General features: G+C 71.1%; 18 protein-coding genes, 1 tRNA gene and 1 other RNA gene. 7 read left to right on the top strand and 13 right to left on the bottom strand.

What is annotated here, in order from left to right:
- Positions 1-73 precede the first annotated feature (73 nt).
- Together AC21LY_RS02480 and AC21LY_RS02475 are read left to right on the top strand one after the other, a co-directional pair.
- Positions 74-1,477, top strand: a complete 1,404-nt coding sequence (locus tag AC21LY_RS02480; protein ID WP_489045407.1) for an FAD-binding oxidoreductase — start codon at positions 74-76, stop codon at positions 1,475-1,477.
- 1 nt (position 1,478) lies between these two features.
- Positions 1,479-2,780 carry a class I SAM-dependent methyltransferase gene (locus AC21LY_RS02475; protein ID WP_489044636.1) on the top strand — a complete coding sequence of 434 codons (1,302 nt, stop codon included), beginning with the start codon at positions 1,479-1,481 and terminating at the stop codon, positions 2,778-2,780.
- 8 nt (positions 2,781-2,788) lie between these two features.
- On the opposite strand, the gene AC21LY_RS02470 is transcribed toward AC21LY_RS02475, so the two are convergent.
- From AC21LY_RS02470 to ffs, 6 genes are all read right to left on the bottom strand, one after another.
- A complete protein-coding gene (locus tag AC21LY_RS02470; protein WP_489044635.1) occupies positions 2,789-3,232 on the bottom strand; it encodes a hypothetical protein in 444 nt (147 codons plus the stop codon).
- Positions 3,232-5,484, bottom strand: a complete 2,253-nt coding sequence (locus tag AC21LY_RS02465; protein WP_489044634.1) for a DNA polymerase III subunit gamma and tau — start codon at positions 5,482-5,484, stop codon at positions 3,232-3,234. The genes AC21LY_RS02470 and AC21LY_RS02465 overlap by 1 nt, the downstream gene beginning before the upstream one ends.
- Positions 5,485-5,584: 100 nt before the next feature.
- The gene (locus AC21LY_RS02460; protein ID WP_489044633.1) at positions 5,585-6,817 is read right to left on the bottom strand and encodes a threonine/serine exporter family protein; all 1,233 of its coding nucleotides are present in this window, start codon (positions 6,815-6,817) and stop codon (positions 5,585-5,587) included.
- Positions 6,807-8,135: a glycosyltransferase 87 family protein gene (locus AC21LY_RS02455; RefSeq protein WP_489044632.1), complete on the bottom strand. Its 1,329-nt coding sequence runs from the start codon at positions 8,133-8,135 to the stop codon at positions 6,807-6,809. The genes AC21LY_RS02460 and AC21LY_RS02455 overlap by 11 nt, the downstream gene beginning before the upstream one ends.
- Positions 8,136-8,163: 28 nt before the next feature.
- Positions 8,164-9,450 (bottom strand): aspartate aminotransferase type Ic, encoded by a 1,287-nt coding sequence (locus AC21LY_RS02450; protein WP_489044631.1) that lies wholly within the window; start codon positions 9,448-9,450, stop codon positions 8,164-8,166.
- 35 nt (positions 9,451-9,485) lie between these two features.
- Positions 9,486-9,580: signal recognition particle sRNA small type (gene ffs / locus AC21LY_RS02445), an RNA gene on the bottom strand.
- Positions 9,581-9,642: 62 nt separating this feature from the next.
- Between ffs and AC21LY_RS02440 the strand changes: the two genes are divergently transcribed.
- The 3 genes from AC21LY_RS02440 (at position 9,643) to AC21LY_RS02430 (ending at position 12,404) form a co-directional block, all read left to right on the top strand.
- Positions 9,643-9,728, top strand: a tRNA-Ser gene (locus AC21LY_RS02440).
- A gap of 267 nt (positions 9,729-9,995) precedes the next feature.
- Positions 9,996-11,477, top strand: a complete 1,482-nt coding sequence (locus AC21LY_RS02435; protein WP_489044630.1) for a PE-PPE domain-containing protein — start codon at positions 9,996-9,998, stop codon at positions 11,475-11,477.
- A gap of 213 nt (positions 11,478-11,690) precedes the next feature.
- A complete protein-coding gene (locus tag AC21LY_RS02430; protein ID WP_489044629.1) occupies positions 11,691-12,404 on the top strand; it encodes an MgtC/SapB family protein in 714 nt (237 codons plus the stop codon).
- 4 nt (positions 12,405-12,408) lie between these two features.
- Here AC21LY_RS02430 and AC21LY_RS02425 read toward each other — a convergent pair whose 3' ends face one another.
- Both AC21LY_RS02425 and AC21LY_RS02420 read right to left on the bottom strand, forming a co-directional pair.
- Positions 12,409-13,050, bottom strand: a complete 642-nt coding sequence (locus AC21LY_RS02425; RefSeq protein ID WP_489044628.1) for an SRPBCC family protein — start codon at positions 13,048-13,050, stop codon at positions 12,409-12,411.
- Positions 13,047-13,385: an ArsR/SmtB family transcription factor gene (locus AC21LY_RS02420; protein ID WP_489045406.1), complete on the bottom strand. Its 339-nt coding sequence runs from the start codon at positions 13,383-13,385 to the stop codon at positions 13,047-13,049. The genes AC21LY_RS02425 and AC21LY_RS02420 overlap by 4 nt, the downstream gene beginning before the upstream one ends.
- A 69-nt stretch (positions 13,386-13,454) precedes the next feature.
- Here AC21LY_RS02420 and AC21LY_RS02415 point away from each other — a divergent pair, with 69 nt between their 5' ends.
- Positions 13,455-14,681: a hypothetical protein gene (locus AC21LY_RS02415; RefSeq protein WP_489044627.1), complete on the top strand. Its 1,227-nt coding sequence runs from the start codon at positions 13,455-13,457 to the stop codon at positions 14,679-14,681.
- On the opposite strand, the gene AC21LY_RS02410 is transcribed toward AC21LY_RS02415, so the two are convergent.
- From AC21LY_RS02410 to AC21LY_RS02395, 4 genes are read right to left on the bottom strand one after another with little or no spacing between them, the layout of a single operon-like run.
- Positions 14,668-16,188, bottom strand: coding sequence for an esterase-like activity of phytase family protein (locus AC21LY_RS02410; protein ID WP_489044625.1), 1,521 nt, complete (start codon positions 16,186-16,188; stop codon positions 14,668-14,670). The two genes, AC21LY_RS02415 and AC21LY_RS02410, sit on opposite strands and share 14 nt — an antisense overlap.
- Before the next feature lie 49 nt (positions 16,189-16,237).
- Complete coding sequence (locus AC21LY_RS02405) at positions 16,238-17,338, bottom strand: DNA polymerase domain-containing protein (RefSeq protein WP_489044623.1); 1,101 nt, start codon at positions 17,336-17,338, stop codon at positions 16,238-16,240.
- The gene (locus tag AC21LY_RS02400) at positions 17,338-18,378 is read right to left on the bottom strand and encodes an ATP-dependent DNA ligase (RefSeq protein ID WP_489044621.1); all 1,041 of its coding nucleotides are present in this window, start codon (positions 18,376-18,378) and stop codon (positions 17,338-17,340) included. Before AC21LY_RS02400 ends, AC21LY_RS02405 begins: the two co-directional genes overlap by 1 nt.
- 55 nt (positions 18,379-18,433) lie before the next feature.
- A complete protein-coding gene (locus tag AC21LY_RS02395; protein ID WP_489044619.1) occupies positions 18,434-18,964 on the bottom strand; it encodes a DinB family protein in 531 nt (176 codons plus the stop codon).
- Positions 18,965-19,026: 62 nt separating this feature from the next.
- Between AC21LY_RS02395 and AC21LY_RS02390 the strand changes: the two genes are divergently transcribed.
- Positions 19,027-19,986 carry a helix-turn-helix transcriptional regulator gene (locus AC21LY_RS02390; protein WP_489044617.1) on the top strand — a complete coding sequence of 320 codons (960 nt, stop codon included), beginning with the start codon at positions 19,027-19,029 and terminating at the stop codon, positions 19,984-19,986.
- A gap of 7 nt (positions 19,987-19,993) precedes the next feature.
- On the opposite strand, the gene AC21LY_RS02385 is transcribed toward AC21LY_RS02390, so the two are convergent.
- Positions 19,994-20,752 (bottom strand): IclR family transcriptional regulator, encoded by a 759-nt coding sequence (locus AC21LY_RS02385; RefSeq protein WP_489044615.1) that lies wholly within the window; start codon positions 20,750-20,752, stop codon positions 19,994-19,996.
- Positions 20,753-20,874 lie beyond the last annotated feature (122 nt).

Genomic DNA, 20,874 nt, shown 5'->3' with positions numbered 1-20,874 from the left:
CGCCGCGCCCGGGAGGTATACCGTCGAAATCGTGAGTGCTCGCAACGAAACGCCGGCGCGAACCCCGTCGCCGATCCCGATCGCCGGTGAAACCGCCTACCAGGACGGTCTGGCGCGGCTCCGCGAGAGCTATCGCGCCATCGCGCCCGGGGCGCGGGTCCGCTTGGCCAAGACGACCTCCAACCTGTTCCGCGCCCGCGCGGCGACGGACGCCCCCGGCCTGGACGTCTCCGGCCTGGCATCGGTCATCTCCATCGATCCCGAGGCCCGGACCGCCGAAGTGGGCGGCATGTGCACGTACGAGGACCTGGTCGCGGCCACTCTGCCCTTCGGTCTCGCCCCGACGGTGGTGCCGCAGCTCAAGACGATCACCCTCGGCGGCGCCGTGAGCGGCATGGGCATCGAGTCCAGTTCCTTCCGCGCCGGGCTGCCGCACGAGGCGGTGCGGTCGATGGACATACTCACCGGCAGCGGCGAGGTGGTGACCGCGACACCGGGCGGGCCGGACGCCGAGCTGTACTTCGGCTTCCCCAATTCGTACGGCACACTGGGCTATTCGACCCGCCTGACGATCGAGCTGGAGCCCGTGTCCCGGTACGTCGAGCTGCGCCACGTGCGGTTCCACACGCTCGAGCACCTGCAGCGGGCGATGGCCCGGATCGTCACCGCGCACGAGTACGACGGCGAGCGCGTCGACTACCTCGACGGGGTCGTCTTCTCCGCCGACGAGTCCTACCTCGTCCTCGGCCGCAAGACCGACGAGCCCGGACCGGTCAGTGACTACACGGACGAGCAGATCTACTACCGTTCCCTCCAGCACCCCGACGGCGTGACCCGCGACCGGCTCACCACGCACGACTACCTCTGGCGGTGGGACACCGACTGGTTCTGGTGTTCCCGCGCCTTCGGCGCGCAGAATCCGACGATCCGGCGGCTGTGGCCGAAGCGCCTGTTGCGCAGCAGCTTCTACTGGAAACTGGTGGCTCTGGACCGCAGGTGGGACATCGGCGACAAGCTGGCCGCACGCCGGGGCGAGCCGCCCGGCGAACGGGTGGTGCAGGACATCGAGGTGCACATCGACGAGATCACGGAGTTCCTGGAGTGGTTCCTGGCCGAGATCCCCATCGAGCCGATCTGGCTGTGCCCGTTGCGGTTGCGCGAGCCCCTGCCACCGAGCGCCGATCCGCAGCGGCCGTGGCCGCTGTATCCACTGAAGCCCCGCGAGACCTACGTGAACGTCGGTTTCTGGTCCGCGGTCCCGAAACAGCCCGGCCAGATCGAGGGCCGGGCGAACCGCCTGATCGAGAAGAAGGTCTCCGAGCTGGGCGGACACAAGTCCCTCTACTCCGAGGCCTTCTACGAGCGCGCCGAATTCGACGAGCTGTACGGCGGAATCCACTGGGAGAAGTACAAATCCCGGTACGACCCGGAGGATCGCCTACTGGGGTTGTACGACAAGACAGTCAGGAGGCAGTGACGTGACGCGAACCACTGAGCATCTCCCCAAGCTCAGCCTCGCCGAGATCATCGAGAAGGTGGCGGGCGGCAGGCTCGCCATCCGTGTGAAGGCCTACGACGGATCCTCCGCCGGCCCGGACGACGCGCCGTACGGCCTCGACCTGCTCACCCCGCGCGGAACCACCTATCTCGCAACGGCACCCGGCGACATGGGCCTCGCCCGCGCCTACATCGCGGGCGACCTGGAACTCACGGGCGCTCCTCCGGGCGACCCCTACGAGGCGCTCCGGGCACTGTCCGACGACCTGAAGTTCGCCAAGCCTGGGCCGCGGCTCATCGCCCAGATCGCCCGGTCCGTCGGCGCCGAGCACATGATCCCGATCGCGCCCCCTCCCCAGGAGGCGGTCCCCCGCTGGCGGCGCATCGCGGAGGGGCTGCGCCACAGCAAGGCTCGCGACGCCGACGCTATCCACCACCACTACGACGTCTCCAACCGCTTCTACGAGCTCGTCCTCGGCCCGTCGATGACGTACACGTGCGCCTGCTACCCGAACGACGCCGCGACGCTCGAGGAGGCCCAGGAGAACAAGTACCGCCTCGTCTTCGAGAAGCTGCGCCTCAAGCCCGGCGACCGGTTGCTCGACGTGGGCTGCGGCTGGGGCGGGATGGTGCGCTACGCGGCCCGCCGGGGCGTGCACGCCATCGGCGCGACGCTGTCCAAGGAGCAGGCGCAGTGGGCGCAGGCCGCGATCGAGCGGGAAGGCCTGGGCGAGTTCGCCGAGGTGCGCTACAGCGACTACCGCGACGTGCCGGAGGGCGACTTCGACGCGATCAGTTCCATCGGCCTCACCGAGCACATCGGGGTGCACAACTACCCGTCGTACTTCACCTCGCTGCGGGAGAAGCTGAAAACCGGTGGGCTGCTGCTGAACCACACGATCACGCGGCACGACAACAAACTGTCGGGCAAGGGCGGCCAGTTCATCGACCGGTACGTCTTCCCCGACGGGGAGCTCACCGGTTCCGGTCGGGTGATCGCCGCGATCCAGGACATCGGCGGCATGGAGGTGCGGCACGAGGAGAACCTGCGCGAGCACTACGCCCTCACGCTCGCCGCGTGGTGCCGCAACCTGGTCGAGAACTGGGACGAGGCCGTCGCCGAGGTCGGGCTCGGTACCGCCCGCGTGTGGGGCCTGTACATGGCCGGCTCGCGGCTCGGCTTCGAGCGCAACGTGGTCCAGCTGCACCAGATCCTCGCGGTGAAGCTGGACGAGAAGGGCGGCGCGGGCGACCTACCGCTGCGCCCGTGGTGGACCGCCTGAGACCGGGTTCACCCCTGGAAGTACTTCACGACGAGGACTCGGCGATCCGGGTACAGGAAGGCCCGCACGGTACCGGGTTCGACGGCCACGAAGGCGTCGAGCCCGGTACTGGTGGCACCTGTCCCGGGATCGCCGAGAGCACCGGCGATCTCGGGCCGCACGCGGTTCGCGGTCGCCCCGGCCGCAACCCGCAACCGGCCGGCGACCTCGTCGTCCTGCAGGGCGATCACCGCGTCGAGCCACGTGGCGCTGGGGCCGGGCACCCTCTCGTCGCCTCCGCTGCCGCCGACCCACCGCACCGAGAACTGATCGCCGATGTTCTTGACCCGCTTCCGGATCGGTGCGGGGTCCTTGCGGACCGCCGGCACGTTCGCGGGCTCCGGCGGCACGCAGCCCGCCAGGAGCATCGCCGACAACGACCCCACGAGCACGGCGCGTCGGGGCCGGCGCATCAGATGGGACGGGCGCCGAGCTCGTTGCGCAGCAGTTCGAGCGCGATCTCGTCCGGATCACGCCGCGGTGCGGCGCTGCCTCCCGATGCGGCGTCCTCCCGATGCGCCGCCTCGATCATCTCCTCCTCGGAGACCTCCTCGAACGGCGCCGGCTCGGGGTCCGGTTCGGGCGGGAGCGGAATGTCGTCGTGGTGCGACGGTGCGCGATTCTCCCGCCCCGCGGGGCGCGGATCGGGCCGCTGATCGCCCGCACGGCTCCTCCGCTCGAACGTGGGCGGCGCCTTCCGCGGCTCGGCCGCTCGCTGCTGCGGCGCAGGCCGCTCTTCGGGCGGGGCCGCCGCCCCCTCCGGTCCCACCCGCACGTCGAGCTCCACGCCGCACGCGCCGGACATCGCCGCACGCAGGATCGCGGCATTGGTCTGTTCCTGGAACCGGCCGACGGCGAACGGCGGAACCGTGACGTACACCGTGGTCTCCCGCACGGCGATGATCTTCATCTGCGCCATCAGCGTCGAGATCGCGACCGTCGCCGCCGGATCCTCCTTGACGGCGCGCAGCACCCGGGGCCAGGCGGTGCGGACCTCCTCCACCGAGGGACCCGACGCCACCGGTCCCGCGGCTGCGGCCGGCTCCGCGGGCGCCGGCTCGGCGACGTGCTCGGGCTCCGGTACCGGCGGTACGGGATCCGCGGCCCGGGGGGTCGCGGCAGGCTCCGGAGCGCGCGGCGGGTCCTGCGGTTCCGGTGCGGGGCGGTGCAGCACGGGATCGGACTCGACGGGGCGTACGGGCTCGGCCGGGGCAGCCGGCTGAGCCGGGGCGGGCCGCTCAGGCGCAGCGGGCGCCGGATCCACGGGCGCAGCCGCCGCAGGCCCCTGCTGCGGCGCGGGAACCGCCTGTTGCGGGGCAGCCGCCGCCTGCGCCGCGGGGGGCACGGGCGGCGAAACGGACGGCGCAGTGACCGACGGGACCGGGGGCTCCGCCTGGCGCTGGCTGGGCCGGACGAACCGGGACGACGCACCGTCGGGCGACGGGGCGGCGCCGGCGGCAACATCCGGGCCACCCGCGGAAGTACCGGGAGCCGAAGGCGCGGGGGCCGCGCCCGCGGGGCGGCGCTCGAGGGCCTCGATCCGCTGGAGAAGCGCGGCCTGCGAATCCTCGGCGGCGGGGAGCAGCATGCGCGCGCACATGACCTCGAGCAGCAGCCGCGGCGACGTGGCGCCGCGCATCTCCGCGAGCGAGGCGTGGGTGACCTCGGCGCACCGGGTGAGCGTCGCGAGGCCGAGCTTCGCGGCCTCCCCGCGCATGGTCTCGAGCACGTCCAGGGGCACGTCGATGAGCCCGCGATCCGCGGCGTCGGGCACGGTGTGCAGGAGGATCAGGTCGCGGAGTCGCTCGAGCAGGTCCGTGGCGAAGCGCCGCGGGTCGTGACCGGCCTCCATCACCCGCTCGACCGCGCCGAACAGGGCGGCGCCGTCGGCGGTCGCCAGCGCGTCCACCGCGGCGTCGATGAGCGCCGTGTCGGTCACGCCGAGCAGGCCGAGCGCGCGCTGGTAGGTGACGCCCTCCGGGCCGGCGCCCGCGAGCAACTGGTCCATGATCGACAGCGAGTCGCGGGGAGAGCCCCCGCCCGCGCGGATGACGAGCGGATACACCGCCGGCTCCACGGCGACGTTCTCGGCTCCCGTGATCCTCTCCAGGAGCGGGCGCATGACGTTGGGCGCCAGCAGCCGGAACGGATAGTGGTGCGTGCGGGACCGGATGGTGGTGAGCACCTTCTCCGGCTCGGTGGTGGCGAAGATGAAGATGAGGTGCTCCGGCGGCTCCTCGACGATCTTGAGCAGCGCGTTGAAGCCCTGCGGCGTGACCATGTGCGCCTCGTCCACGATGAAGACGCGGTACCGCGACTCGGCGGGGGCGTAGAAGGCGCGGTCCCGCAACTCGCGCGCGTCGTCCACGCCGCCGTGGCTGGCCGCGTCCATCTCGGTGACGTCCAGGTTGCCGGGGCCGCCCGGGGCGAGGGCCACGCACGAGTTGCAGACGCCGCACGGGGTGCTCGTGGGGCCCTGCTCGCAGTTGAGCGAACGCGCCAGGATGCGGGCCGACGAGGTCTTGCCGCAGCCGCGCGGCCCGGAGAACAGGTAGGCGTGGTTGATGCGACCGGAATCGAGCGCCGTACTCAGCGGCTCGGTGACGTGCTCCTGCCCCACGACCTCGGCGAACGTCGCTGGACGGTACTTCCGGTAGAGAGCCACGGTGCCAGGCTACCGGCAGGGTCCGACAGCGTCGCAGCTTGCTCGGAGCACGGCCCCGCGGGCACGCGCGAGCCGCGCTCGGTCCCCCGGGCGAGCTCCCCTATCGCGGACGTCTGCGCCGTTCGAGCCTGCCGATCACCGCCTGTGCGAGCGCGGAGCCGAAGAGCAGGCCGAGGGCCAGGGCGCAGATCACCGCGGCCACGTCGACGACGGTGCGCGCCCCCTGCCCAGGGTCGATGCCGACCGAGGTGACCGAGAGCAGGCCGAGGCTGCCCGGCACCAGGACCCAGAACGCGGGCAGGAAGACGACCAGGCGCGGCAGTCGCGGGCTCACGGCCGCCGCCACGGCGGCCCCGAGACTGCCCGCGATCGCCCCGAGGAAGCCGCCGAGCACCGCGCCGGAGACGTGCTGTCCCGCGATCTGGGCGCCGAACGCCGCCGCCACCACGAGCCCGATCGCCGGCAGGAGCCGCATCGACGCGCCCTCGTTGAGGCAGACGCCGATGCAGATCAGCGCCAGCCCGGCGGGCGGCCCCCACCAGCCGAGCTCGTTCACCCGTTCGTTGACCAGCAGCTCCGGCGCGACGCCGAGCACCGTCGTCGCGCTGAGGACGCCGAGCGAGAACAGCAGCAGTTGCACGGTCCCGAAGGTCAGGCGCGCGCTGCCCGCGACCATGGCACCGGCCGCGAGCTCCGACATCCCGGTGACCATCAGTGCCCCGGGCAGCAGCACGGCGAGCGGGGCGAGGAGGGTCCGGAGCGGGCCGTCGAGCCAGCCGGCCTGCGCGGCGGCGAAGACCCCCGTCCCGACGGCGAAGGCGGCGATCGTGGGGAGCAACGTGGCGGCCAGGCGCACCCGTCGCGCGAGTTTCACCAGGAGCATGACCACGGCGCCGCCGATCGCCGCGGCGGCGATGTTCGGCCAGCCTGGCTGCAGCAGCATCGCGATACCGACCGCGATCACCGACCAGGACAGGTCCTGCACCCACGACGGGTACCGGTGGGGCAGTGTGCGCAGGGTACCGAGCCGCGCGAAGGCCTCGTCGACGGAGAGCGTCCGCGCCACCAGGCCCCGTCGAACGTCGGCGACCACCGCGGACTGATCCAGCCTGAGCGGACCGGCGATCGATTCGAAGGTGGCGGCGCCGCCCGGCGCGAGGCCGAGGGTGAGCCCGGTGGGCGTGGCCCCGATCTGCGCGAGCGGATGGCCGAGGGCGGTGGCGACGCCGGCGATCTCGTCCTCGACCTCGTGCACCGGCTGCCCGCCCGCGATCATCGCGGCGCCGAGATAGGCCAGCAGCCGGCGGTCTTCGGCGTGCGAGTCAGGCGGCACGACCGGACCGGTCCGCGAGCGCCACGACGGCCTCACCGGCGGACGAGCGACCGGCTCCCTCGGTGCGGCGCAGGTACCAGGCCGATCCGAGCAGCGTCGCGGCGAAGATCCACACGTAGACACCGCCGGCGAGGGCCTTGAGCACCGGGTTGTCCACCGGCCGCAGGAAGATGCCGATCGCGTAGGTGTCGTGGACGTCGTCGACGCCCGTCGGCTGCAGGTCCGGGAAGTACGTGACCCAGAGGAAGGTCGCCGCCACCAGCGCGGCGGCCGCCACCAGCGCGAGCACGCGGTGCCCGGGAACCGCGGTCAGCAGCGCGCGGCCGACGAGGAGCACGAGCAGGAGCACGATCCACACCCAGTGGTGCCCCCACGAGAACGGCGAGACCGCGCAGGCGGTCAGGCCCACGACGGTGATCGCGAGCAGGCTCTCGCCACGCCGGTGGGCCCACGCGGCGATCGCCAGGCCGGCGAGCGCCGCGGGCACGGCGACGGCCAGCCACAGCACGGTCGACGGCTTCTCCGCGTGGGTGAGGAAGGCGATGAGACCGTTGATGGACTGGTTACCCACCTGATTGGGTTCGCCGACGCGGTTGGCGTCGAGGAAGGTGCCGGACCAGTACTGCCACGACTCCTGCGGGATGACCAGGAAACCGATGACGACGGTGCCCGCGAGCGTCACCAGGGCCGTGCGGGCCTCGCGCCACTGCCGGGTGACCACCAGGTAGGCGAGGAAGAACAGCGGGGTGAGCTTGATGCCCGCGGCGATGCCGATGCTGAAGCCCTTGAACCGCGCCCCCGCGGGCCGGCCCAGGTCCCAGAGCAGGAGCAGCATGAGGAAGACGTTGATCTGGCCGAACCAGATCGTCGTGCGGACGGGCTCGAGCACCGTCGCCACCAGCGTCAGGCACACCGCGGCGAACCAGACGCGCCAGTCCCGGACGAAACCGATCAGCCGGAAGGCGATCAGGATGCAGGCGAGGAGCGCGAGCATCACGGCGACGGTCCACACCCATCGCAACACCTCGGTCGACATCCAGCTCAGCGGCACGAACAGCACGCCCGCGAACGGCGTGTAGGTGAAGGGCAGGATCTCGTTGAGCAGCGGACCGTCGTAGAGCCCCTCGCCGCCGCGCGCGACGATCTCGCCGCCCTTGCGGTAGACCTCGGCGTCGATCTGGTTGTGGAAGAGCCCGTACATCGGCGTGGAGAACGGGATTCGGACGATCTGCTGCCACACGGCGAGGCCGGCGGCCATCGCGAAGAGGGCAAGTACCCACCACTGCCGGGGGAAACGCCGGCTGTTCTCGTCCGCCACCGGCGCGATCCTCCTGCTCAGGCGCGCCCTATTCGGGCTGCGACATCAGCTTTTCAGCAGAAGCCAAGAGTACACAGGTCGCCACACCGTCCATCGCCGTCTCGAGCTCGTCGATCGACGGGAAGGTCGGGGCGAGCCGGATGTTGCGGTCGTGCGGGTCCTCACCGTACGGGAAGGTCGCGCCGGCAGCGGTCAGGGCGATGCCCGCCTCCTTCGCCAGCGCAACGGTCCGCGCGGCCGTCCCGTCGAGCACGTCGAGGCTGATGAAGTAGCCGCCCGTGGGCTCGCTCCAGGACGCGACCTTCGCCGCGCCGAGCCGGTCCTCGAGGATCTCCAGGACCCGCGCGAACTTGGGTGCGATCAGGTCGCGGTGCTTGCGCATGTGCGCGCGCACGCCCTCGGCGTCGCCGAAGAAGCGGGCGTGCCGCAGCTGGTTCACCTTGTCCGGGCCGATCGAGGTCAGCCCGGTGTACTTGCCGTACCAGGCCAGGTTCTCGGCGGAGGCGCCGAAGAAGCTCACGCCGGCCCCCGCGAAGGTGATCTTGGAGGTGCTGGCCAGCACGTAGGGCCGGTTCGGGTGGCCGGCTTCCGCAGCCAGGCCCAGGATGTCGGGGTCCGACGGTGCGTCCCCCACCAGGGGATGCACGGCGTAGGCGTTGTCCCAGAAGATGCGGAAGTCGGGCGCGGCCGTCGGCATCGATGCCAGCTCCCGGGTGATCTCCTCGGAATACACCGAACCGGTCGGATTGGCGAACTTCGGAACGGTCCAGATGCCCTTGATCGCGGGATCGTTCGCCACGAGGTCCTTGACCACCGTCATGTCGGGGCCGTCCGGGTTCAGCGGCACCACGATCATCTCGATGCCGAACTCCTCCGTGATGGCGAAGTGCCGGTCGTAGCCGGGCGCGGGACAGAGGAACTTCACCGACTCCTCGGCGCTCCAGGGCCGCTCACCGTCGACGGTGCCGTGGATCCACCCGAGGGTGATCAGGCGGTGCATGATCTCCAGGCTGGAGTTGTTCTGCGCATGGAGGTTCGCGACGGGGATCCCCAGCAGTTCGCCGAAGATCGCACGCAGCTCGGGCAGGCCGGCGACGCCGCCGTAGTTGCGGGTGTCGGTGCCGTCCGCGGCGCGGTAGTCGCCCTCCCCGGGCAGCGCGAGCAGCGCGTTCGACAGGTCGAGCTGGTCGGGCGCCGGCTTGCCGCGCGTGAGGTCCAGCTTCAGCCCCCGGGCTTTGAGCGTCTCGAACAGCTCGGTGAGCTTCGCGTGGACATCCGCGAGTTCGGACTGACTCAGGGACACGTAGGTGGACATCGGGTGCGCCTCCGGCGGAATTTCGGGCCCGGACATGAAGGGGACTCCGCGCACCCGCCAGAGCCCGTTGACCCTTGCTGCGTTCCCGCCCTGGGGGAGTTCACAGGATGGACGCCGCGCGGAGTCCACCGATGACTATACGGGGTCGTCCCGGTTTGGGTCGACGGGGGGCTCTCGTCTACCATGGTCGACGGAGGATTCGCCTAGTGGCCTATGGCGCTCGCCTGGAACGCGGGTTGGGTTAATAGCCCTCAGGGGTTCAAATCCCCTATCCTCCGCAGATCAGGGGCGGTTTCCGAGCACATCGGGAACCGCCCCTGCGTCGTTCCTCCCCACCGTGCCCCCGACCGAGGGGCCGGACATGTCGGGACTCACCACTCGGCGCCCCGTCGCGACGAGGTTCTCGCCGAGCCCGACCCGCGAACCGATCGTGATCCGATCGGGCCCACTCTCGTAGGTCCGCGCGAGAGATCGCATTCGCAAAGCGCGGCGGCGCGCACCGTGCAAGACTGAGCGCAATCCCGTACACGAGAGGTCACTCCGCCATGCGCGATACCGCCCGCAGGCTCGGTCACGTCCTCGTCGCGCTGGTCGGCGCGATCGCCCTCACCTTCACCACCGCGGTCGCGTGGGCCGCGACGACTGTGCTGGTGGTCCCCGGTACCGGGACCAAGGACCCGTCGAAGGTCGCCGGCTACCAGGAGCACGCGGTCGGCTACTACGTCGCGCCCACCGGCGCGTGCGGCGCGGAGGCCTGCATCGCATCGCCCGTGCCGTACATCGCCGAATTCTGGCCGATCCCACTGTCCGGCTGGGGCGGGCTGCAGGGTGCGAAGTGGGACGATTCCGTGGCGAGCGGCGTCACCAGCCTGGACGAGCAGTACGCCGCCGCCGACAAGGGTTCACCGATCGTGATCTTCGGGTACTCCCAGGGCGGCACCGTGGTCAGCGCTGTGAAGAAGCAGTTCGCCGAGAACGGTGGCGTGCCCGACAACGTCTCCTTCGTCCTGATCGGCAACGCGAGCCGGCCCAACGGCGGGCTGTTCACGAGACCGTCCTTCCTGGGCCACGTCCCGATCCTCGACGTCACCTTCGGCCCCGGCACGCCGACGAACACGGGCACGCCGACCCGCCCCGTCAACACCACCGACGTGGGCTTCCAGTACGACGGCGTGACCGACTTCCCGAAGTACCCGGTCAATCTCCTCGCGACCGCGAACGCACTCGCCGGATTCTGGTACGTGCACGGCAAGATGCTCGCGCCCAAGGGCTCCGACGATCCGTCGGCCACCCCGATCGGGTACACGCCGGACGAGGTGCGCGCGGCCGTGGAAGCGGCCACCGCGAACTGCACCGCCGGCACGCACTGCCAGATCAGCGGCGACACCCGCTACGTGACGCTGCCGGCGAAGATCCTGCCGATCATGCTGCCCCTGCTGGACCTCGGCGGGGCCACGGGCACCACGGCGCTCGTGACGCCCTTCGTCGATCTCGTCTCACCGGTAGCGCGCGTACTCATCGAGACCGGGTACGACCGCCGCGACTACGGCGCCGCGACGCCGTTCGGCATCCTCCCTCCGGTCGATCCGCTACGCCTGGGCGTGGACCTCCTCGGTGCCACCGCGCAGGGCGTCGGCCAGGCCGTCACCGGCTCGGGCGACGCGTCCCGGTATCTCGCCTCGAAGCCCGCGGCACCGTCGAACGACGCGCCGGTCCGTGCGACCGCGGGTACCTCGACACCCGAGACCACCGGGCCCGCGGAGACGCCCCACCCGCCGTCACCGCTGCCGCAGCTCGCGCGGATCCCCGCGCCGGAGACGGGGACGCCCACCCCCACCGGCACGCCGGCCCCCGCCACGCCGACGCCCGCCACCGGAGGGACCAGCACCGTCGAAGCCAGCGGCCCGGCCGTGCCGGTCACGACGCAGCAGGAGACGACTGCACCGACCGCGGCGACGCAGAAGCCCGCGGAGGGGACCGGCGAACACACCGCGAGCCAACCGGTGCCGACAGCCCCCGCTGCGTGACGCAGACGAGCGACGAAACCCCAAGGCGCGGAACACAAGATCAGCTAACCATCGCTTCCTACCGAAACCTCCACCGATCCCGGTGGCGCTGCTTGCGGTAGACAGGCGGGTCCGCGAGAATCAGCGCATGGCTCGAGAAAACGGACCTGCTCCGACGCCACCGTCCGGCAAGACGCTCACGACCACGGCTCCGCGCCGCGATCGAGGAGCGCTGTGAACGCCGTCGACCTCCTCGCCCGCGTCGGACTGGCGACCACTCTGGGCCTGTTGATCGGCCTTGAGCGCCAGTGGCGTTCGCGGATGGCCAACCTGCAGACGATGGCGCTGATCAGCATGGGCTCGGCCCTGTTCCTGATCCTGGGCGCCTACGCCTTCGACGGCCACGGCGACCCCACGCGCGTGGCGGCCAACATCGTGACCGGTATCGGCTTCCTCGGCGGCGGCGTGATCTTCAAACAGGGGCTGACCGTCCAGGGCTTGAACACCGCCGCGACCATGTGGGCGACCGCCGCGGTCGGCGCGCTCGCCGGCGCCTGGGAGTGGCGCGGAGCCGTCGCCGGCGCGGTGATCGTGGTCGCGGGCAACACCCTGCTGCATCCGCTGGCCGCCCGGATGAACGACCGGAAGGTCCAGGTGCACCCCGAGTACGCGGCACCGCAGTCCGAGGACTACGCGGTGGAGATGGTCTTCCACCGCGACCAGGAGGCCGAGATGCGTGCCGCGATCGTCGACGCCATCGAGGCGATGGGCTTCGCGCTGACATCCATCACCGTCGAGGACGTGCGGATGTCGGAGGCGATGCAGTTGGAGGCGCGGATGCACGCGCCGGAGTCCGACCACGCCAAGGTGGTCGCGACGGTCCGCGAACTCACCGCGGACACCCGCGTCCGCTCGGTCCGGTGGTCGACGGTGGGCGCCGCGGCCTGAGCCGCTACTCGCCGGAGAACGCCGCGGCGGTGCGTGCGGCCTGCGCCCGCGCCTGCTCCTCGGGCACACCGGCGGCGATCGTCGCCTCCGCCCACGCCGCCGCTGCTTCCGCGATGAACGCCCGCGCCGCCGGGGACGTGTAGAACTCCTCCGCGTTCGCGGGCCGCTCCTGCCCGGTGACGATGAGCGCGACGAGGCCGAGGAAGGCGGAATCCCAGCCGACGCCGGTCGCACCGGGACCGAACTGCTCGTAGAACTCCCGCGCGTTCTCGCCGGAGTGGGTGAGCGTGAGGCGGGCACCGTCACCGTCGGGCTCGATGACGACCTCGACCTGCGAGACCCCGCCCATGAACTCCCAGGAGATCAGGAACCGTCGCGGGGCATCGCACTCGAGCACGGTGCCGCCGGCGTTCCCCTCGATCTGGTAGGTGCCGCCGAGCTCGAGCGCGCCCGTGACGGGGGCGAACCACCGCGGCAGGCGCTCAGCGTTGGTGACCGCGTCCCAGAGGTCGTCGACGTCGGTCGGGAAGGCCTGGCTGAGCGAGCCGGAGACGTAGACGTCACCCTCGCCGCTGTCACGCACCTCGGCGCGCCGGGTGACGGCGGCGGTCTGTGCCGCGGTGAGGTCGTCGATCTCGTAGGTCATGTCTTCTCCTGTCGCCGTGCGCGTTTGCCGCGGGCTATCTCGGTCTGCAAGGCCGCGAAACGCGGCTCCCAGAAGTGCCGGAACGGGACCAGCCAGTCGTCGACCTGCCTGAGCGGCTCGGGCTGCACCGCGTACAGGCGTCGCGCGCCCTCCGGTCGCACGGTGACGAAACCCGCCTCCCGGAGCACCTTGAGGTGCTGCGAGACCGCGGGCTGGCTGATCCCGAATCGTGCCCGCACGTCCTCGCTCAACGCACCCGCCGAGAGCTCGCCCCTGGCGAGGAGCTCGAGTAGGTGACGACGGACGGGGTCACCGAGGACGTCGAAGGCGTGCACGAGGACGAGTATTTCACTATTCACTTATATAAGGCAAGGATGAACTCCGATCCGGGGGATACTGTCTGCATGACCGAGGTCGACTGGCAGGCCGTGACCGCGGCGCTCGTCGCGCAGGTGGAGCGCGCAGTGCGCGCGGCCGCGAGCGAGGTGGACGGCGCGGACCCGCGATGCGCGGCGTTCCACGGCTTCTACGCCGACGGTACGCAGGTCGCGTGGCCGATGGTCTCCGTGGCCGGCGCCGAATGGGTCTCGGAGAACATCGACGAGTGCGGCATCAGCCCCGACGACATGCCGCACTGCTACGACCCCGAGGGCACCGACGAGCTCGAGGGCGCGATCACTGCAGCGGCCCTCGCCGACGAGGCCGAGCACTTCGACGAGGTCGTCGCACGCTTCCAGGACGCCGTGGTCGCCGCCTGCGCGCCCGCCACCAGCAGGATCCGCGCCGCGGGCCTGGCCGGGCCCGGGTTCTTCGTCGTCGCCTCCGACGAGGGCGAGGAGCTGGTGCGCCGCTCCGTGCCCGCCGATGTCCTGCGAACGTATTACCCGCACCTCGTCGCAGCCGACGCCGAGCGCGCCCGGATCGCCACCCTGCCGCCCGCGGAGCAGGCCGCGGAGTTCCTCGCCCTCGCCGGCCGGTTCGACGGTGCGCTCACCGCCGAGGACGGTGCCGCCGGGCTCCGGACGCTGGGCGCGGCCGCGGTCCCCGCGCTCGCCCGCCGGATCGCCGAGGCGTCCGACCCGTGGTGGTTCGCCATGGTCGCCGCCGGCATCGGGCTCCCCGATGAGCGGATCGTCGGAGCTCTGGCCGGCCGACTCGCCGCCGGAGACCTGCGGGCCGCCACCCGGAACTGGCTCGCGTCCGCGCTCGGCGTCCTCGGTCGCCTGGACACCGTCGAAGCCACGGGAGTCTGCGACGAGGCCGTGGCGGCAGCCGCGGCGATGCCGCTGCGCTCGATGGTGCGCCCGCACGGACCTCTCGACTACACCGCACTCACCGGTCTCCTCGACCGCCGGCCCGACCTGCACGCAGCGGTCGCGGAGGCTCTCGAGCCCGGACGGGGCTACCGCGAGCTCGGCCCGGAGGACACCCCTACCGCGCTCGCGGCGCTGGCGTCGCCGTGGCCGGTGATCCGGTGGCACGCGCTGTTCGTCCTGTCGCACGCGCGGCTTCCCCACGCCGAGCTCGAGGAGTTCCGTCGCGCGCACGCCCGGCTATTGCACGACGACCCGTCTGACGAGGTCAGGGAGTACGCGGGCCGGGTCACGATCCCGCCCGCTACCCGACGGTGACCGTGATCGTCCGTTCGGAGGCGGGCTCGTTCAGCTTGGTTGTGTCGACCTTGAGCACCTCCAGGCTGTCCTGCAGGCCGTTGGGCAACGTCTTCGCCGTGAGCTGGAACGGGGTCTTCGAGCCCGCGATGCCCGCCACCCCGAAGTCACTGTCGTTGGCGAGGTAGAGGGTCCTGCCACCGTCGAGCGTGGCCAGCCCCTCGATCTTGTCGTGCCCGAAGAACGTGCCGGCGGGGTTGAGCTTGTCGACCAGCCCACTGAGATCGAGGGCCACGCTCTTACGGACGGGGGTGATGCCCGCGGCCTTGAGTGCCGCCTCGGCCTCCGCCGTGCTGCCCGCGCCGGCGATGGTCTCGGGGTTCTGCTCGCCGAGCGGCGTGGCACCGTCGAGACTGATCCGGTAGATCGTCTTGTTCGCCCGGGGCGCGACCTTCCCGTCGCGCTCGTCGACGAGGAACTCGCGATCGGAGATCGCGGTGATCTCGGAGACGGCCTTCTTCGTCGCCTTGGGATTGTCGAGCAGGTAGACGAACTGCTGCACGGCCTTCGTCACCAGATCGACGGCCACGATGCGGGTGACCGGGACGTCCTTGGCGTTGCCGTTCAGTCCGGGAACATCCAAGGCGGACTGCATGATTCCCACCAACCGCTTGCCGTCGGGCGTCACGGTCAGTCCCTCCATGCCCTGGTTCGGCGTACGGCTGCGGAGCACCTCGGGCAGCCCCTTCCCCGGGACGAGGCGCTCGAGTTCCTGGCCGTTGGCGTCGAAGTGGATGAGGAAGGGGCCGTACTCGTCGGAGACCCAGAAGGAACCGTCGGGCAGCGCGACGAGTCCCTCGGAGTCGATCCCGTGGTCCGTGGGCGGCAACTCGGCACCGTCGAGGTCGAGCATCTTCTCCCCCGTCGGCGCGGCGACGTCGGTCCGGCCGTTGAGCGGGCGACCGTCGCGCCCCTTGAGCGTGATCACGCTCTGCAGTTTCACCGAGCCGCTCTCCAGCTTGAACCGGCCGATCTGCGGCGTGAAGTCCGGTGTGACCGCGACCTTCTCGCCCTTGTCCGGCCCGTCGACGTTGGGGCCGCGGTCCGTGAGGCCGTAGAACTCACCGGGAGCGCCCGGGACCGGCGTCCACGCGGAACCGTAGCCGCTGCCGTCGACCGACACCCCGCCGACGGTCGCGAGCGGAGGGATGTTCGACGAGAACAGCGAGACGGCCGGCGAGACGACTGCCTTGAGCGTCGCGGTGCCGGTGAAACCGGGCTTGGGTTTGAAGACCAGCGCGCCGCCCTTCGCCGCCTCGACGGTGCCGTCGTTCGTCGGCTTGATGGCGACCACCGCGCCGCCCTGGGCGAGTCCGGCGAGCTGTGCGGCCGTGATGGTCAGAGGCGAGTTCGTGCCGGTCCGCAGGTCGAGCTTGGCGGCGTCCGCCGCTCTGTCCGAGGAGCAGGCGGCGAGCGAGCCGCCCGCGAGGACGGCGACCAGGAGTGCGGCGAGGCGGTTCGAGCGCATGCCCCTGTGCTTACCAGAACCGGGTGACACGTGTGTGGACCGCGCGCGGCTACTCGATGCGGTTGCCCTCGGCGTCCCAGTGCTCGGCGACCTTCTTGCTGGGCTGCACGCGCGGCGGCTCGCCGGGCATCTTCGGGTAGTCGGGCGGGTAGTTGAGTTCGACGGGGTGCTCCGCCCACTTCTCCAGCAGGGGGGTCAGGTCGTGGGCCACGTCGTCCATCTCCGCCCACGGGTTCCCGTCCGCGAGACGCTCAGGGACCGTGAACAGGTTCAGCTCGTGCGGGTCCTTCAGCTCGGCCAACCGGGCCCAGGTGAGGGGCGTGGAGACGGTGGCGCCCTGTACCGCGCGCAGCGACCAGGCGGAGGCGATGGTGCGATCGCGGCTGTTCTGGTTGTAGTCGACGAAGATCCGCTGCCCCCGCTCCTCCTTCCACCACGCCGTGGTGACGCCGCTGTCGCGTTTCTCCAGCTCGCGGCCGAAGGCGATGGCGGCGTGCCGCACGTCCACGAAGTCCCAGCGGGGCGCGATCCGGATGAAGACGTGCACGCCGCGGTTGCCCGAGGTCTTGCAGTAGGCGCGCAGGCCGAGCTCGTCGGCCAGCTCGCGCGCGACACCGGCCACCCGCACGGCGTCGTGGAAGTCGGTCCCGGGCTGGGGGTCGAGGTCGATCCGGAGTTCGTCGGGGTGGTCGACGTCGGCGCTGCGCACCGGCCAGGGGTGGAAGGTGATGGTGCCCATCTGCGCGCACCACACGGGGATCGCGATTTCGGAGGGGCACAGCTCGTCGGCGGGACGGCCGGACGGGAAGGCGATCCGCACCGTCTGCGCGTACTCGGGCGCCCCCTTCATCATCCGCTTCTGATAGAAGCCGTCGGCGTCCCTGTCCTGCGGCCCCTGCGCGAGCCGGCCACCGGGGTGCACGCCGCCGGGCCAGCGCTCCAGCGCGGTCGGGCGGTCACCGATGGCGGCGAGCAACGGCTCGCCGACGGCGGCGAAGTACTGCGCCACCTGAAGTTTGGACACCTCGGGGGTGAGGTCGGTGGCCGGGTAGATGATCCGGTCGGGGCTCGAGACCCGGACGACGCGGTCGCCGGCCCCGTCTCCCCCAGTGCCCGGGACGACGATCTCTGCTGCCGGTGTCTTGGCCATTACCGGCCCTCCTGCAGCACGTCGTCGAGATCGTAGGTGACGGGGACGTCGAGCTGCTCGTACCCGCAGCTCGACGGTGCGCGGTCGGGGCGCCAGCGCTTGAACTTCGCGGTGTGCCGCAGGCGCATGCCCTCCATCTGGTCGTAGTCGAACTCGACGACGAGCTCCGGGCGCACGGGCACCCACTCCCCCGTCTTGTCCGGGGTGGCCCACCGGTTCGGCTCGCCCTGCACCGAGTCGGCGGTGCGCATGGGCTCGAGCAGCTGCAGGTACTCCTCGCGCTTCGCGGCGGTGAACGCGCCGATGCCGCCGATGGGCAGCAGGTCACCGTCCTTGTAGAGACCGAGCAGCACCGAACCGACCGCTTTCGGTTGCGACTTGTGCGGCCGATAGCCGATCACCACGGCCTCCGCGGTGCGGGCGTGCTTGACCTTGATCATCTCGCGCTTGCCGGGCACGTAGGGGCCGTCGATCCGCTTGGAGATCACCCCGTCGAGGCCGGCACCCTCGAACCGCTCGAACCAGTCGGCCGCTGCGCCCGCATCGGTGGTGACGCGGCTGATCTTGCACGTCCCCGTGCCCGCGTAGGCGGAGACCAGGACCTCCCGGCGCGCACTGAAGGGTTCGCCGGTGAGGTCCACCTCCCCCATGGCCACGGCGTCGAAGCCGATGAAGATCGCCGGCGTCTCCTCCGACAGCTTGAGGATCCGGGACTGAGCGGGATGGATGCGGGCGGAGAGTGATTCCCAGTCGAGCCGCTTGCGGCCCTCGCGATGCACCGCGACGGCGATCTCCCCGTCGAGCACGCACCGCTCGGGCAACTCCGCCCGCGCCGCGGCCACCACCTCGGGGAAGTAGCGGCCGAGGTCCTTGCCGCTGCGCGAGCCGATGAAGACCTCGTCACCATCGCGGAAGATCAGGGCGCGGAAGCCGTCCCACTTGGGCTCGTGCGAGTACGCGGTGTCACCGTCCGGGCCCGGTATCGACCTGGCGGCCTTCGCGAGCATCGGGTCGAGCGGCGGGTTCACGGGGAGGTCCACAGGAACGATCGTAGGCGGGGCCACCGACACGTGGCCCCGCCGCGGCGAAATCCCGCTATCCCATGCTCTTCTGGCCGTCGATGGTCTCGCGGATGATGTCCGCGTGGCCGGAGTGGTGCGCGGTCTCACCTCCGATGTGCAGGAAGACGCGACGCACGGACCAGAAGACGCCCGGCGGCTGCCACGGGGCCTCCGGCAGCTCGTAGGCGATGTCCAGGTCCAGGGTGCGCACCAGTTCGTCGGTCTCGGCCGCGACCCTCTCGTACTCGGCGAGGGCGCCTTCGAGCGTCTCCCCGTCCGTGAGGCGGAAGGTATCCGCGAAGGCCGCCATCTGCTCCGGGGTGATGTTCTCGAAGTCCATGCCCTCCATCGCGTGGCCCTTTCCCTGGGCGAAGTCCTGCCAGCCCTTCTCGACCTCGGTGACGTGCTTGATCAGGCCGCCGACCGTCAGCTCGCTGACGGTGCCGCGGGTGTTCGCCTGCTCGTCCGTCAATCCCTGGGCGGTGAACCGGAGGAAATGCCGCTTCTCGGCGAGGAAGCTGAGGATGTCGTTGCGCTCTGCGGAGATGTTCTGTGTCTCGGTCATGCTGCAAGGCTACGAAGCATTAGTGTCAGTTTCTGTCCTTAATGCAGAACACACTGGAAAACATGGCGAACACGAGCTCCCGAACGCTGCGATTGCTGTCGCTGCTGCAGACCCACCGCTACTGGCCGGGCTCCGAGCTGGCGGACCGGCTCGAGGTGTCCGTCCGCACGCTCCGCCGCGACATCGAGCGCCTGCGCGAGCTCGGTTACCCCGTCTCCGCGACCCGCGGCGTGGACGGCGGCTACCAGCTCGCCGCCGGTGCCGCCCTGCCGCCGCTGGTCCTCGATGACGAGGAGGCGGTGGCGATCGCCGTCGGCCTGCAGACCGCGGCGCAGGGCGGGATCGCCGGGATCGCCGAGACCTCCGTGCGCGCACTCGGCAAGGTCGCCGCCGTCATGCCGCCGAAACTGCGCAAGCGCGTCGAGGCGCTGGGCGCCGTCACGCAGCCGGCCGTCCTCGACGGCGGGCCCGCGGTCGACGCCCGGATCCTCACCCGTCTCGCCGAGGCGTGCCGCGCGGAGGAGCGGATCGAGTTCGGCTACACGGCGGCCGACGGTGCCGCCACCGACCGCCTCGCCGAGCCACTCAAACTCGTTCCACTGGGCCGCCGCTGGTACCTCGTGGCCTACGACCTGCACCGCCACGACTGGCGCAGTTTCCGGCTCGACCGGATCAGCGCACCGTCGAGCACGGGCGTCCGATTCCGGCCGCGCGAGCTGCCCACCGCCGACGCCGCCGCCTACGTCCGCGCCGCCGTCGGGCAGCGCCCGCCCGGCCATCGCGTCGAGTTCCACGTTGCGGCGACCGCCGAGCACGTGCGCGCCGCCATCGGCCGGTACGCACGGATCGAGGACGCGCCCGACGGTGCCGTGGTGCGGATGGAGGTGGACTCGCTGGACTGGCCGGCGATGGCGATCGCCGTCCTCGATGCCGAGGTCACCGTCGTCGAACCCGCGGAGCTCGTCGGGCACGTCGCGCGCTGGGCCCGAAACCTGGCGCGCGTCACGGCGGAACGACAGTAGGAGGCTGTCAGCCCTGCACCAGTCTCCCGAGCGATTCCGCGGCCTGGCGCACGGACGCCCCGACGATGCCCACCGACTCGGCATCGAACTTCGTCGTGGGCCCCGCCACCTGGATGGCGCCGTAGACGGCGCCGTTGTCCCCGCGGACCGCGCTCGCGACCGACCGCGCACCGAGCACGCGCTCGTTCGCGGACACCGAATATCCGTCTCTCCGGACCTTCTCGATCTGCGCGACGAACGCCTCGGCGTCCACCGTCGTGCCGCCGGCGGTCTCGAACGGGGTGACGCTGTCGACCAGTTCCCGCAGTTCGTCGTCCGGCAGGTAGGCGAGCAGCGCCTTGCCGGCCGCCAGGTGCAGCGGCAGCCGCTCGCCGACGGGGAGGTCGTAGCGCAGGGGATTGTCCCCTTCCACCCGAGCCACGACGATGCGCGTCGCCTGCGACCGGACGAACAGTGACGCCGTGAGCCCCGTCGTCGCGGCCAGATCCTGCAGAAACGGCCGCGCCCCTCGGATCAGTTCGCTTCCGGTCAGGAAGGCGTGCGCCCCGAACAACAGGTTGATACCGGCGCGGTACCGCGAGTCGTGACGCTCGACCCGTCCCCGGCTTTCGAGATTCGTCAGGATCCGCTTCACGGTGGGGACTGGAAGCTCGACGCGGGCGGCGATCTCGGTGAGCCGAAGCCCGTGCGGCGCATCGTCCAACACTTCGAGGACGTCGATCGCGCGCGTCAAGGATCGCATGTTCCCGGCGTCCGGTCTCGACACGGCTTCTCCTCACTCGCACAGCTCGCGAGCAGTATCCCACACCGAAGCGCCGGTTCTTGTGGTGTGACCCAGACTACTGTACCGTGATAATGCCTGTCATTAGATGACAGGTGTCGCCATTC

This window comes from Tsukamurella sp. II2bb (assembly GCF_057815145.1).
Note: the sequence above shows the minus strand (reverse complement) of the source record. Positions and strands in the feature narration are given on the sequence as shown.